The organism is Afipia sp. GW821-FHT04G03, assembly GCF_059419985.1.
The window spans coordinates 873,784-887,808 of sequence record NZ_JBWKSV010000001.1; the positions used below are offsets into that span (position 1 = coordinate 873,784).

Consider the following 14,025-nt stretch of genomic DNA (forward strand, 5'->3'; position numbering starts at 1 on the left):
TTCAGAAGCGGGGAAAGACGAACGATCACGTCACAGACCTGCGCAGCATCCGCGCGAGACAATTACGCTGAATGGTTACTGACCGGCCCCCGGCGGCGACGCATTTCGTCTGACTCGAAAACCTCACAGGTCGAAGAACACCGTTTCCTTGTCGCCCTGGAGATGGACGTCGAAGCGGTAAGTCACAGGCTCGCCCGGCTCGCGCGTCGCAACCAGTGTGGCGCGGCGATCCGCCGGCACCAGCGCCAGGATCGGATCCGCCGCATTGGCAGCATCCTGATCCCCGAAATAGATCCGCGTGAGCGCCTGCTGGGTCATGCCGCGCGCAAACACCGCCAGAAGAATATGAGGCGCCTGCGGCTTCCCGCCGGGTCCAGGCACCGAGCCGGGCCGGATGGTCTGAAACGTAAAGCCGCCGTCGGTGTCCGTGCCGCAACGGCCGAAACCTCTGAACGCCGTATTCGGCACGGCCCGCGCATCCTGCGGATCGGCAAAGCGTCCCTGCGCATCGGCCTGCCAGATCTCGAGCATGGCATCCGGCATCGCCTTGCCGTCGCCATCCAGCACCCGACCGGCAATCCGGATCCGCTCGCCAGATACATCCGACGTCACCAGATCGCTACTGAACGCGTCATTCCATTGGTAGTCGTCGCCCGGTGTCAGACCATACTTGAAATACGGGCCGACGGTCTGCGACGGAGTAATCTTGCTCATCAGTCGTTATCCAGCGGTGTGGCGTTGCGTCCGCGCAAGACGATGTCGAAGCGATAGCACAGCGCCCAGTCGGGCTTGGTGTTTTCGAGGTCGAAGCTCGACACCATCCGCATGCGTGCGTTCTCGTCGGTCACCGAATTGAAAATCGGATCGTAGGCGAACAGCGGATCGCCGGGGAAATACATCTGCGTCACGATGCGCGAGATGAACGAATGGCCAAACACCGAGAAATGGATATGGGCCGGTCGCCATGCGTTATGATGATTGCCCCACGGATACGCGCCTGGCTTGATGGTGACGAACCTGTAGTAACCTTCTGCATCGGTCTGCGCGCGGCCAGCGCCTGTGAAGTTCGGATCGATTGGCGCCGGATGCTGGTCCACAGCGTGAATGTAACGCCCACAGGCATTGGCCTGCCAGACTTCCAGCAGCGTGTTGGGGACGCCGCGGCCATCTTCATCGCGCACATGGCCATGAACGATGATGCGCTCGCCGAGCGGCTCTCCGGCGTGCTGGATCGTGAGATCGTTGTCGTTCTCGCGCACGGTCTCATGGCCGTACACCGGCCCGGTCAACTCCGACAGCGTATGCGGGACGATCACCAGCGGCTTGGTCGGCGAACGCTTGACCGTGCTCTTGTAGTCAGGCGACAGCCGCGGCGCGTGCGCGAGATTGCTCTCGCGTGGATAGATCAGAGTCATATCACAGGCCCTACCAAGATTTTCTCATCCATTGACCAATATCAGTCACCGCAGCCTCGGTTGTCGGGAAATTTGTGCCCATCGTCAGGAAGCCATGAATTTGCCCAGGAAAGTGGCGGTGATTAACTGCAACTTTCGCACTCTCAAGTTTTTGGACATATGCAATTCCCTCGTCCGCCAACGGATCATAACCCGCAGTCAGAACATATGCCGACGGCAGCCCAGCGAAATTCTTTGCAAGCAGCGGGGAGGCACGCCAGTCTTCGCAATGCGCTGGATCGCCAAGATAATGATCGCGAAACCAGATCATGGTTTCACCCAAGACTGGAAGAGCAGCCTCATCCAGCTTATGCGAAGGATGAGTAAAGGCCAGCTCAACGACGGGATAGATCAGAAGCTGGAAACGGATATCGGGGGCACCATCATCGCGGGCCGTATGCGCCACAACCGCCGCGAGATTGGCGCCAGCGCTGTCACCACCGACAGCAATTCCGGCCGGGTCAACGGCAAGCGCGGCGGCATTCGAAACAACCCATTTGGTCGCCGCGATGGCATCGTCGACGGCCGCGGGGAACTTGCTCTCGGGTGCAAGCCGATAATCAACGGCGATAACCGCACACCCTGCGGCATTCGATAAACGGCGGCAAAGAATATCATGGGATTCAAGATCTCCCAGAACCCACCCCCCGCCATGGAAAAAAATAAGGCCCGGCAGCACGCCCTTCGCACCCACAGGTCGATAGAGCCGGGCTGAGATCGATCCATCCGCGACCGGTATCTCGAAATCGCGCATTTCGCCGATGGCCGGCGGCTCGACAGCCGCAGCTTTACGAGCGGCAGCCATGGCGTTACGCGCCTGCTCGGGTGTCAGCGTTTCATAACGCGGCAAATCGAGCTCGCGCAGACGCGCAACAAAGGCGGCGCTGTCGGAATCAAGAGCCATCGTGAAACCTCCACCAAAACATTCTGTTCATCGCGGCAAGTCCAGACCGCGTGATGCGATCAAGGTGCGCTGGATCTCGTTGGTGCCCCCGCCGATGGTGTAGAGCAAGGCATCGCGAACGGCATATTCAAAACGACCGTCAATAAGTGCTGAAGGCGGCCCCGAACTTAACGATGCTCCAGTTCCTAGGAGATCGAGCGCTGTTTCCGCCAAACGCTCCATCAGTTCTCCGGCATAGACTTTCACCATCGCGGCTTGATGAACGGGAACGGAGCCGGCTTCGGTCAGGCGGGCTGTTTCCACTGCAAGCAACCTGGCCGCCTCTATCTGAACGGCAAAGGAAGCAATCGTATCGCGAACGAGCGGATCATGAGCCATCGGCTTGCCATCCCGCGTCGCGATCAAAACATAAGCGATCAACTGATCGAAGTAGGATCGCGCACGAGCGGCAATACCGGCCAGCGCGATACGTTCATAAGCGAGCGCAGCCGTGATGATCTTCCAACCGCCATTCACCTCACCCACCAACGCTTCGCGCGGCAGCCGCACATCATCATAAAAGACGACATTGGAACGATGACCGTTGAGCCCGTGAAGCGGCTGAATGGTGATGCCGGGAGTATCCAACGGAACAATAAAAACGCTGATCCCGCCAGCGCGGGGGTCGTTCGGATTCGTACGGGCGGCAAGCCAGCAGTAGTTGGCGTACCCGGCTGTGCTGGTATAAAGTTTTTGCCCACGGATGATCCAGCCGTCATTATCAGACCGCGCAGCAGTCTTGATGCCGCCAAGATCAGAGCCGTTGTCAGGCTCACTATAACCCAGCGCAAAGCATACATCGCCGCGTGCAATCGCCGGCACCATTCGAGCACATTGCTCCGGCGATCCATGATTGATCAGCGTCGGCGCGATCATCCCGGCCGAGGTGAAATGCCAGCCGATCGGCGCTTCAGCGTAGGCCATTTCCTCCTCGAAAACGAGATGTTCCATTGCTGAGCGTTCCTGTCCGCCCCATTGCTTTGGCCAGGTCAGGCTCAGCCACCCTTTCTCGCCAAGCTTCCGGCTGAAAGTGCGGTCGGCCAGCCGATGGTTGACCGGAATGGTTTGGTCGGCGCCCGCGTGATCCGGCTCCCAGTTCTCAGCAAGCCAACTGCGCACTTCGCGACGGAACTGGTTGGCGCGCTCACCAAGATCGAGATCCGGAATCCGTGGCATTTAAAGGCCCCCCAGAAGCGCGGTCGCAATTTCGCGGCGAGCCTCGTGCACGCCGCCATGCCGAACGAGATCGCCATGAACTCTTCTGAAATGCCGCGGCATTTCATGATCTTCCCAGAACGATACGCCGCCGAAACCATGATGGATTTCCAGAACGGTATCGCGCAGTGTCCGTGCAGCAGCTCCCACCGCGACCGCGGCTGGATAAGCATCCCCTCGGGCCAATCCAGCAGCACCAGCACGCAACAACGTCAGCCGGCACGTCTCGATATTGATCAGGAGATTGGCCAGCTTATGCTGGATAGCCTGATACGACCCGATCTTCCGGCCAAACTGGCTTCGAACTTTCACATAGTCCGTCAGCAACTCGAAGCCTCGCTGCGCGGCACCGAATGCTCGCCCAGTCAAAAGCAATCGCGCTATTGCCCGAAGGCGACGCAGATCGATATCAGAAGTCAGCTCAAAAAGAGGTCGCACGCGATCAAAGCGGATATCGGCCAGCGCGGGGGCCGTCAGCCCCGGTGTAGGGACGATACGCAGACCTTGCTGATCTTGCGAAACGACAGCGAGCCGCCCAGCCTGTTCGTCGAGAACGACGATAAAGTGCGTTGCCGATTGAGAATTCTCGACGAAAGAGACCTGCCCATCGAGGAAGGTACTTTCTGCGTCCGTCGTCTGAGACAGAGCGTAGCCTTTCTCATCCCTGCTGGAGGCGCCAAATATCCACGCTATCCTCGCGCGGCCATCAAGCAGACGAGCGGAGAGTTCTTCTGCGTGCCGGGTTTGAGAGTTTCGAGAGCGCTGAAATGTAATATTTGTCAGAAAGACGTCCAACAGCGGTGCCGGGCACGCCGCCCTGCCCAACTCCTGCATGATGGTGAGGCACAACGATAGTGAAGTGTCATCGCCATCATCGATACCGAGCGCCGTCCACCCTTGTTGGGCCATGCCGTGCCAGATCCGCGCGATCTCATCCGGTTGATCCGCCATCATCACAGCGCGCGACTCAGGCCAATGGGTCAACAGGAAACCGCGCGCGGCATCCTGCACCATCGCAATGTCTTCGAGCAGGCCGAATGGACGATCAGCGCTCGTCATCAACGATCTCCCGACTAGCTATTGGTCCAATTCGGCTTTCGCTTCTCTGCAAAAGCGCGCGGCCCTTCCAGATAGTCATTGCTGGAGCGCAGGCGCGCAACAGCATCCGATTCCGTTGTAAAAAGATTGACGAACTCCGACGATAGCGCGCTCTTGCGAGCGACCTGCTTTGTCGCACGCAACGCCAACGGCGAGCATTCCAGCAACTGCGCCGCCCATTTCCTGGCTTCGGACAATGCCGCGCCCTCCGGCACCAATGCAGTGACGAAGCCGAGATCGAAAGCTTCTTTCGCAGGAACGCGGCGGCCGGTGAGCAGAATGCCCATTGCACGCGGCAGACCAATCGCCTTGGGCAAATATTGAGTCCCGCCGGCCAATGCCGCCAAGCCGACACGCGGTTCGGACAGCGCGAACATCGAGTTCTCTGCCGCAATGATAATGTCGGTCGCCAACGCGAGCTCGAACCCGCCGCCCATGGCGACACCATTGACCGCAGAAATAACAGGCTTTTCAAGACCGAACCGGGTGGTGAGACCCGCAAAACCTGACGGCGGGAAACGTCGGCGGCCGCCGATCTTGGCATGGGCCTTCAGATCGTTCCCGGTGGAAAACGCGCGCTCCCCCGCCCCCGTAACGATAGCGACCCATTGGTCGGGATCATTCGCGAAGTCGGTCCAGACCCCGTCAAGCTCCAGATCGCCTTCATAATGGAGGGCGTTCATCACCTCCGGTCGATTGATCGTGACGATCGTGAGGTGACCTTCACGCTCGACTGTGCAGTATTCCAGCTTCTTGCTCATCAAAATTCCTCTACCTATTCTGCACGCGGCCAACGACCAGCGCATCAAGCGCCTCGATCCGATCTCCCGATGCGACCAGCGGGTTGACCTCCAGTGTTTCGAGCCTTGATCCAAGCGCCAGTGCGGCGTCACCGATCTTCGCAATGATCGATGCAAGCTTCTGCACATCAACCGCCGGTGTGTTGCGATAGCCCGCCAGCAATTTCGCGCCGCGCAACTCCGAAATCATCTCGACCACCTGCCCTTCCGTGACGGGCAGGAGCCGCAGGCTGGTATCCTTCAGAATTTCAACAAAGACACCGCCAAGACCAACGGCAAGAACGTATCCCCATTCGGGATCCCGGGTTACGCCGACCAGAAGCTCAACACCGCCTTTGCGCATGGCTGAAACCAGAACGCCGTCGAGCTTCGCATCGGGACGACGCGTCTTCACCGTCTTCATCATGCGATCGAACGCAGCGGCAACATCGGTCTGTGCAAGATCAAGCATGACGCCGCCGACATCACTCTTGTGAGCGATATCCTCCGAGGCAATCTTGATGACGAGTCGCTCTCCAAGTTTCCCGGCGGCAGCCGCGGCCTCGTGCGACGTCCGCGCCAGAATGGTCGGCACGACCGGCACACCAAATTGAGAGAGGTATTGTTGTGCTTCGTACTCAGAATTCGGCAATGGCGGGGACACATCGGACGTGTCGGCCGATGTATGATCAACAAACGCAGGGATGCCCTTCCGCTTCCTCTCCCACCAGCGGATTGCGCGGCTGATCGCCGGCATCCCGAGCTCCAGGCCGCCGGACACGTAGGGCAATTTGTTTTTTGTGATGATCGAACGGCCGGATTCGCTCACCGTCTTCATCATGCTCGCAAGTACGATGACAGGAGACGACGCTTCTCCCACGCCTTTTCCGATCGATTCGAGCGACGCCAGCGAAAAGGCGGTCGTGTCGTCCTCGCCGGTAGGCACTTCGAATAGATAGCACAACAGCGAAACCGACGGATCCCGGGAGATCGCCTTGATGGCCTCCTGCATCATCGCAGGATGCTCCGTCGCGGCACCGGTCAAGTCGAGCGGGTTATGGGCGGTGCCAAAATCAGGCAATATCTGTTTCAGGCTCGTGAGCGTCTCGCTACTGAACGATGGAAGCTCAACGCTTTCTTCGTCAGCAAGATCCGCTGATATCTCACAAAGTCCACCGGAAATAGAGACAAGTCCGACACCTGCCCCCGCGAGCGGTCCGGCTTTTGCCATCAGATCCGCGGTGACGACCAATTCCTCGATGGATCGCACGCGAATGATCCCGCTCTGGGAACATAATGCGTCGAACACCTTATCGTCGCCGACAAGCGCTCCGGTATGGGCCTGAGCAGCCTTTGCCGTGATCTCACTGCGGCCGACCTTCAGAGCAATGAGAGGCTTACCATTCTCAAACGCGCGAATGGCCGCTTGCCGGAATGCCTGCGGATCGCGCACCGACTCCATAAAAACGCAGATGACTTTGGTAGATGGATCATCGATCAGATAGTCGATGCCGGGCGCCACGCCGAAGTTAACTTCGTTGCCGGTAGAAATAATGCAACTCAAACCCACGCCCTGCTGATAGGCAAAATGCCCCATGGCGTTGGCGACCGCGCCGCTTTGCGACACGATTCCGATATCACCCGGAATGAAGGGTAGCCGCAACGTTCCCGTCCAGATCGCCGCCCTTTCCGCAAAATTCGCGAAACCAAGGCAGTTCGGTCCCAGAATCGTAATACCGTATCCATTGGCGCGGTCGCGCAGCTCATCCTGCAAAGCCTTGCCGCTATCGCCGGCTTCGGCAAAGCCGGACGAGAGTACAACTGCATAAGAAATTTTCGCGGCCGCAAGATCTTCCAGCGCATCGAGCAATCCCGCCGCCGGAATAAGCAACAAAGCAACATCGACCTGCTCGCCGATGGCCGCACATGAAACTGACGCCGTTTGCCCCAAGATCTCCCCACCGCGCCTGTTCACGATGTGAAGCTTCCCCTGAAAGCCAAGAGCTTCGAGGTTCTTCTTAGCCATCCGTGCCCAACGCGACTTGTCGCTTGCGCCGACCAATGCGATCGACTCGGGACGAAAGAACCGATCAAGCGGCCTTTGAGACTGAAGAGATGCGGTCATTTTCTGTATTTCCGTTGTTGATTTTCTTGATGTGCAGATGCTGACCCGCTGTTCCGCGAATTAATTTCATTCACGCCGCAGGCGTGAAGATATTTCGACCCTCGACGTGGACGACGGACCCCGGCCGACCGATCGAATCTGCTTTTTCCAGTCTGTCAAAAATCGACGACTCTACCGGCGTATTGGCGACAAAACGGCGATTATCATCCTTGAGGCGACCAACAATGATGCCTGCTTCGGCACCGTTCTTGCCGTGAACGACCGTATAGGTCTCGATCACGGCTTCGCCCGTGGCTTCCTTGGCGACCGGTACGAGCGGAATGGCGTCGATCTCTGTTTGCGCGGCGGCGGGATCGGGTCTCGACCACGGTTCCGACAGAGGTGTCGCCGAATACAGGCCTGCCGCATGTTTCGTCAGCAGTCCGCCGTTGGCGGTAACGAGCCCGTACGTGCCGGGAACCTTCCGAAGGCGTATGACGATCTCGGCTATCGCGTGAGTGACATAGTTATTGCCGGGACCGCCAAAAAACGGAAGACCACCCGTAACAGTGAGACCACGCGGATCCGTCGCGCTTATACCTAACTCATCACATGCGACCTGAATGGCGGAGCCGAAGCAGCTATAGATATCGAAGTAGGAAACGTTTGAGATATCGATCTTTGTCGACGAGAAGGTATCCGCCGCGACCCGCTTGATGGCAGGCGACCTGTCAAACGACGCCCGTTCCGTCACAAACCACTGATCATGAGCTTCGCCGGAGCCATGCAAATACACCCGCTTCTCGCGCGCAATGCCGAGCTCGTCCGCCTTCTCTTCCGAGCAAATCAGAATTGCCGCGGCCTGATCGACATAAACGTTGGCCGTCATCAGTTTTGTGTAGGGAAATCCGATGACAGGGTTCTGTTCCGTCACGCTCGCAATCGTTGCCGCGTCGTAGGCCTTCCTGCGAGTCGCATAGGGATTGGCCGCTGCAACGCGAGCGAAAGGCTCGAACATTTCGCCCAAGGCGTCGCGCCGCTCATTAACCGTCTGTTTCTTGCTGCGTCGAAGTGATTGCTCGAACAAGGCATACATGGCAATCGCCGAACGCATGCCGTGGTCAATTTCATGACGCGCATAAAGCTCCGATGGTCCACCGAGTTCGTTGGGAAGCTCCGGCGCATCCTCGTGCCAATCCAGCGTGATGGATTCGCGGCGAGCGCCCAGTTGGGTGCGCAACGCCTCGGCACCGACGATCATCGCAACTTGGCTCTCACCGTTCGCGATTCGCTCGCAGGCGCGCGCCGTCAAGGTTTGCGGCGTATCACCTCCTTGCGGAGCATAGATCAGTTCGTTCGGCGTGGCGCCGATCCGTTTTGCAACCGACCATGGCGCATTCTCGAGACGGCCAAAGGGTGAGCGAAATGCCGGCACCGTATCCGAGAAGGATCGGATGGCGGCAAGAGAATCAATGGAGGGCAGGATTTGCGCGGCCGCTCCAGCGTCTGCCGCCGCAAGCCGCGCTGCGTCGACCATCAATGCCAACGGTGACCGTGCCTGGCCCGCGGGTGTCGTCGTGTCTGCGATCTGACTGACGCCAACGATAATAGGCATGCGACTTTTATCGATCATGGAACTTTCCAACGATCCTGGTTCTCATTGCAACTGGGCGGTCAGACCGCGAGAGAAACTCACCTTGCCGTATTGATCGGCGGAGCAATCGCCGGTCCGCTGGACACATCTTCCGGCCATACCGTGACCAGCTTTCCGTCCTGCCATTGCGTGAGAAGCGCACGGCGGCCTTTGTTGAGACTTCCTTCGAACTCGATGAAAGAACTCGAGGTCGCCACGCGCTCGCCCGGAATCTTGATCGTCGCGATAGCTGACGCGATCGCGTCCGGTTTCCGGCTCGCCGCCAGTTCCAGGACTTCCGCAATCGTGCGGACGGTCTGATAGCCCTGGGCGGCGTTAGTCGACATCGGCGACTTGTATTTCTCAAGGTATGCAGCCGACACCGTTTGAACTTTTTTCAGATCGATGGCGAAGCTCGTTGAGTTGAAAACACCATTCGCGCTCTTGCCGACTTGCGCGCCAAACTTTGGATCAGCCGTCCCGCCGCCCAACGTCACGATCATGGGATGGAAGTCGTACTGATCAAACGCACGGGAAAAACCCACGACCTCGCGAAACGCACCGTTCAGGACAACCATTTGAGCCCCAGTCGTTTTGATCTTCAAAACAGTCGGGCCAAAGTCCTGTGCACGCGCGCTGTACTCGACATCACCGACAATCTCGAAGGTCTTCTGGGCTTTCATGAGTTCCCGGAAGGCACGGCCTGCGGCCTGCCCGGTCTCGTTGTCGCCATAGACCATGGCTACGCGCTTCAATTCCGGCAGCTGCTTTTGCGCCACACCAAGCGCTGCAATCGCCGTCGACATGAAATCCTTGTCCTGAACGCCGAGCGACCACAGCCACTTGAATCCCCGGTTTGTGATTTCCTCCGATTGACCATTGATAACAATCATCGGAATGCCTTTGCGCTCCGCAGCCACCGAGAGCGGTATGGTTTCGGCCGATGTGCTCGCTCCCGCGAGTACCGAAATATTCGATTGGTCAATCAGGCGCTCGCCTTCACTCCCCGCACTCGCCGGGGTGCTGTGAGAATCGCCAAAAATCACTTCCAGTTGAGCTCCGCCCAAGCTCTTGAGACCTCCCTCGGCATTCACCCGTTCGGCGGCGAGCGTTGCGCCGTTGCGGATATCGCCGCCGGCCGTCGCGAACGGACCGGTCAATGCGACCACCACACCAACCCGCACCGGATCCGCCGCAAATGCAGTGCCCGCCATCGCGATGGAACAGAAGGCCCCAAGTACGGCCGACAGCTTTTTGCTCTTGAACATTGTGCTCTCCCTTTTTTCTTCTAAATGCCGAGGTATGCGCGCCTGATTCGATCGTCGCTCGCAATCGAGGACGCTTCGCCTTGAAGGGCTATAGATCCGTGCTCCAGCACATAGGCATAACTCGCCACCTGGAGCGCGAGACTTGTGTTTTGCTCCACGGTGAGAATGGTAATGCCACGATCCTTCAACGTTGAGAGACTGCGAAAAATGTCCTCGACGATTACCGGAGCAAGACCAAGGCTGGTCTCATCGAGCAACAGAAGCCTCGGCGCGGCCATCAAGGCCCTACCGATCGCAACCATCTGCTGTTCTCCTCCGGAGAGCGTTCCGGCCATCTGGCCGCTCCTCTCCTTCACCTTCGGAAACAGCGAGAAAACCAAATCCAGATTGTCTTTGCTGCGGCCAGCAGCCCTGTGGCTCGAAGCACCCACAAGAAGGTTTTCAAGAACCGACATGCGCGGGAACAGGCGTCGTCCTTCGGGTACATGGGCCAGCCCCGCAGCCACGATGTCTTCAGGTTTCAGTCCGTCGATCCGACCATCGGCATAGAAAATCTCTCCAGACGACGGGCGCAACAAACCCGAGATGACACGCATCAGCGTTGTCTTACCTGCTCCGTTGGCTCCTATGAGCGCAGTAATCTCACCTTCGTTGAGGTTCATGGAAAGGTTGTGCAGAACAGCACCATCACCATAGCCGGCAGAGACGTTGCGAATATCAAGCAGCATGATGGCCTTGTCCGAGGTAGGATGTGATAACCAACTCGTTTCGGCCGATCTCGGCGGGCAAGCCCTCCGCGATCCTCTCGCCATTGGCGAGAACCACGATCCGGTCTGAAATCGACATGATCGCCCGCATCACATGCTCGACGATCAGAATCGTGGCGCCCTCCTTTCGAATGCTGAGGAGAACCGGCATCATCTCATCGACCTCGGTAGGAGTCAGACCGGCCATCACCTCATCGAGCAGAAGAAGCTTGGGGCGCGGCGCAAAGGCTCGCGCAAGCTCGAGTCGCTTTTTCTCGGGAAGCGTCAGCTTCCCCGCGGGAATATCCAGACGCTCGCCGAGCCCGAGATAACCCAATGCTTCCGACGCGATCTTTCGAGAGACTGCCACGCTATGCCCGTGGGCAACGAGGCTGACCAGGACGTTGTCGAGCGTCGACAGATGCACAAACGGCTGAACAATCTGAAACGTCCGCCCTATCCCACGCCGCGCACGCAGGTGCGGCGGAAGACGGGTAATGTCGTCGCCGAGATAGGATATGTTGCCTGAGTCGGGAGTAACGAGACCGGAGATAGTTCCGAACATCGTCGTCTTTCCGGCACCGTTTGGACCGATGAGCCCCAGTATCTCACCATGCCGAACCTCGAAGCTCACATCTTTGAGCGCCTGCAGTCCGCCGAAACGGCGGGAAACATTGTCGACCTTGAGAAGCGACGTCATGGTGCGACCACCGCTTGGGGTTTCAACGCCCTTTTCCAACGCTCGCGAACGAGTTCAACAACGCCCTGCGGAGCAAATCGCATGACGAGAATGATAATCACGCCATAGATGATGAGATGAAGTCCCGATATCTTTCCACCCAGGGCACCGAGCAGCGAGTCCAGCACCGGCACGAGAATAACGGCGCCCACCAACGGCCCAAGTGAAGTTCCAACACCGCCGATGAAGGAATAGACGATGGCGTCGATTGTGAACGAGATGCCAAAAACGGAATCGGGATCGATGAACAGCACATACTGCGCATAGAAGGTCCCGGCTGCCGCCGCGATCGCCGCCGTGATCGCCGTCGTAACAACCTTCAGGCGAACAACATCAATTCCCAAAGCAGAAGCCGTTTGCTCGTTCTCACGAATGGCGGCGAGCATGTAGCCGAAGCGCATCCGGCTGATGGCCACCGACAACCCTGCAGTCAACGCAAGAAAGGCGAGCGCGATATAATAGTATGGCACCTTCCCCGCGAACTGAAATGCCATGACACCACCGGTCGTTGGCGGGATGATCAAACCATTTGCGCCTCCGATCACCGACCAGTTCAACGCGATGAACAACCCCATTTCACCGACAGCCAACGTAACGAGTGCGAAATAGACGCCGACCAGCCTGCGCTTGAAGATCACGTATCCCATGATCGCGCCGATCAGAGCCGCCAATACCATCCCCACCGGAAGGCCGAGCCACGGCGTTAACCCGTACCAGAGATACAGAACGGTCGACGTGTACGCGCCGATCCCGACGAAAAGGGACAACCCCAACATCATCTGACCGCACATTCCGCCGATCAGGTTCCAGCTGAGCGCAAGCATTCCATGAAGCGCCGTCATGATCAGAACGTGCAGCGCCTGAGCAGAGACGAAGGCCGGCACGCTCAGGAGCACGATGACCGCCACGAAGACGAAGGAAAAGCGTTTCATAGCCGCGCACTCCCGAACAAACCCTGCGGACGAAATAGCAGGATCAGCACGAAAAGCCCGAAGGTGAGAGCAAACGGCATCGATCCGCTCGTCAGCAAACCTCCTAGGGATTCAACGAGCCCGATGATAATGCCACCAATGATCGCGCCGCCGAAGTTTCCAAGACTCCCGAGAACGACAATCACGAACGCTGTCAGCGTGTAGCTGTGGCCGATCAGCGGCGAGACGTACAAGGTCGGAGCAAGCAAGACCGCGACGATACTCAACATGATGAGACCAGCACAAAACGCGACGAGATAGACACGACCGACGCGAACCCCACAGAGAGAGGCGGCGTCCTTGTCCTGCGATGTCGCGCGGATCTCTCTTCCCAGTCTGGTGTAATGCAGTATCCAGCCAAGGCTGAGGCAAAGACCGAGCGAGACAGCCGCGGTCAAGGCAACAGGGACACGCACTATGAGCGGGCCAAGTCGCGCGGTGTAACTGGCGAATTCGCTGGGAATGGTCTGCATGTCGGCGGTGAAGATCACCAGCGCGAGATTCTGAAGAATGAGACCGAACGCAAGTGTCGTCACGATCTGATTATGCTCGTTCGTCGACAGCACCGGCTCGATCAGCACGTAGTAAACCATGACCGCGAACAACAGCATCACCGGCACGACGACAACGATGGAGGCGTAGGAATCCAGCCCAAGCCAAGTCACCGACACGTACACCAGATAGAGAGCCACCATCAGAAATTCGCCGTGGCAGAACGTCACGATCCGCATCACACCAAAGATGAGCGTGAGCGTGACACCGATAGCGGCGTAGATAGCTCCCAGCAAAAGCCCATCGAACAATATCTGTAAAAAAACTGAACTCGGCATCCCATCCCCTAGCCATTGCTTGCGCAAGCTACTCACGTTTCCCTACACGGCGAGTTTCATCTCGCTACTTGTTCTTATGCTTCGCATATTTCCCAACTATGTTGTTATGTCAATATAGCGTTCATTCTTCCTAACTATGTTGACTTGTCAATAAGCATTCATTGTGCTCACCAATTTCAAGGATGACCCGGCATGCACCGTTTGCATGTGCGAAATAACCAAGATCGAACGACGGGGGCTGGCCC

At 58.1% G+C, this 14,025-nt stretch carries 13 protein-coding genes; all 13 read right to left on the reverse strand.

The annotated features are described in order from the left end of the window. Nucleotides 1-123 precede the first annotated feature (123 nt). The 13 genes from pcaG to AC07UB_RS04360 all read right to left on the reverse strand — a co-directional run bounded on the left by pcaG (nucleotide 124) and on the right by AC07UB_RS04360 (nucleotide 13,780). Nucleotides 124-714 carry a protocatechuate 3,4-dioxygenase subunit alpha gene (gene pcaG / locus AC07UB_RS04300; RefSeq protein WP_494652061.1) on the reverse strand — a complete coding sequence of 197 codons (591 nt, stop codon included), beginning with the start codon at nucleotides 712-714 and terminating at the stop codon, nucleotides 124-126. Further along, complete coding sequence (gene pcaH / locus AC07UB_RS04305; protein WP_494651538.1) at nucleotides 714-1,415, reverse strand: protocatechuate 3,4-dioxygenase subunit beta; 702 nt, start codon at nucleotides 1,413-1,415, stop codon at nucleotides 714-716. The genes pcaG and pcaH overlap by 1 nt, the downstream gene beginning before the upstream one ends. A gap of 10 nt (nucleotides 1,416-1,425) precedes the next feature. Continuing rightward, complete coding sequence (gene lipP1, locus AC07UB_RS04310; RefSeq protein ID WP_492792814.1) at nucleotides 1,426-2,358, reverse strand: LipP1 family hormone-sensitive lipase; 933 nt, start codon at nucleotides 2,356-2,358, stop codon at nucleotides 1,426-1,428. A gap of 27 nt (nucleotides 2,359-2,385) precedes the next feature. Next, nucleotides 2,386-3,573 carry an acyl-CoA dehydrogenase family protein gene (locus tag AC07UB_RS04315; protein WP_492792815.1) on the reverse strand — a complete coding sequence of 396 codons (1,188 nt, stop codon included), beginning with the start codon at nucleotides 3,571-3,573 and terminating at the stop codon, nucleotides 2,386-2,388. Continuing rightward, a complete protein-coding gene (locus AC07UB_RS04320; RefSeq protein WP_492792816.1) occupies nucleotides 3,574-4,671 on the reverse strand; it encodes an acyl-CoA dehydrogenase family protein in 1,098 nt (365 codons plus the stop codon). It lies immediately after the preceding gene. A 14-nt stretch (nucleotides 4,672-4,685) separates the two neighbouring features. Continuing rightward, nucleotides 4,686-5,471 (reverse strand): enoyl-CoA hydratase-related protein, encoded by a 786-nt coding sequence (locus tag AC07UB_RS04325; protein WP_492792817.1) that lies wholly within the window; start codon nucleotides 5,469-5,471, stop codon nucleotides 4,686-4,688. Between the two features lie 10 nt (nucleotides 5,472-5,481). Beyond that, entirely contained in the window at nucleotides 5,482-7,614 is a 2,133-nt protein-coding gene (locus tag AC07UB_RS04330; protein WP_494652059.1) for an acetate--CoA ligase family protein, read from the reverse strand. 70 nt (nucleotides 7,615-7,684) lie between these two features. Next, nucleotides 7,685-9,226 (reverse strand): acetyl-CoA acetyltransferase, encoded by a 1,542-nt coding sequence (locus AC07UB_RS04335; protein ID WP_494652057.1) that lies wholly within the window; start codon nucleotides 9,224-9,226, stop codon nucleotides 7,685-7,687. A 59-nt stretch (nucleotides 9,227-9,285) separates the two neighbouring features. Continuing rightward, complete coding sequence (locus tag AC07UB_RS04340; RefSeq protein ID WP_494652056.1) at nucleotides 9,286-10,494, reverse strand: ABC transporter substrate-binding protein; 1,209 nt, start codon at nucleotides 10,492-10,494, stop codon at nucleotides 9,286-9,288. A 20-nt stretch (nucleotides 10,495-10,514) separates the two neighbouring features. Beyond that, nucleotides 10,515-11,219, reverse strand: a complete 705-nt coding sequence (locus AC07UB_RS04345) for an ABC transporter ATP-binding protein (RefSeq protein WP_492793240.1) — start codon at nucleotides 11,217-11,219, stop codon at nucleotides 10,515-10,517. After that, complete coding sequence (locus tag AC07UB_RS04350; RefSeq protein ID WP_492792821.1) at nucleotides 11,212-11,940, reverse strand: ABC transporter ATP-binding protein; 729 nt, start codon at nucleotides 11,938-11,940, stop codon at nucleotides 11,212-11,214. Before AC07UB_RS04350 ends, AC07UB_RS04345 begins: the two co-directional genes overlap by 8 nt. Next, nucleotides 11,937-12,911, reverse strand: a complete 975-nt coding sequence (locus AC07UB_RS04355) for a branched-chain amino acid ABC transporter permease (RefSeq protein ID WP_492792822.1) — start codon at nucleotides 12,909-12,911, stop codon at nucleotides 11,937-11,939. Before AC07UB_RS04355 ends, AC07UB_RS04350 begins: the two co-directional genes overlap by 4 nt. Next, the gene (locus tag AC07UB_RS04360; RefSeq protein ID WP_492792823.1) at nucleotides 12,908-13,780 is read right to left on the reverse strand and encodes a branched-chain amino acid ABC transporter permease; all 873 of its coding nucleotides are present in this window, start codon (nucleotides 13,778-13,780) and stop codon (nucleotides 12,908-12,910) included. Before AC07UB_RS04360 ends, AC07UB_RS04355 begins: the two co-directional genes overlap by 4 nt. Nucleotides 13,781-14,025 lie beyond the last annotated feature (245 nt).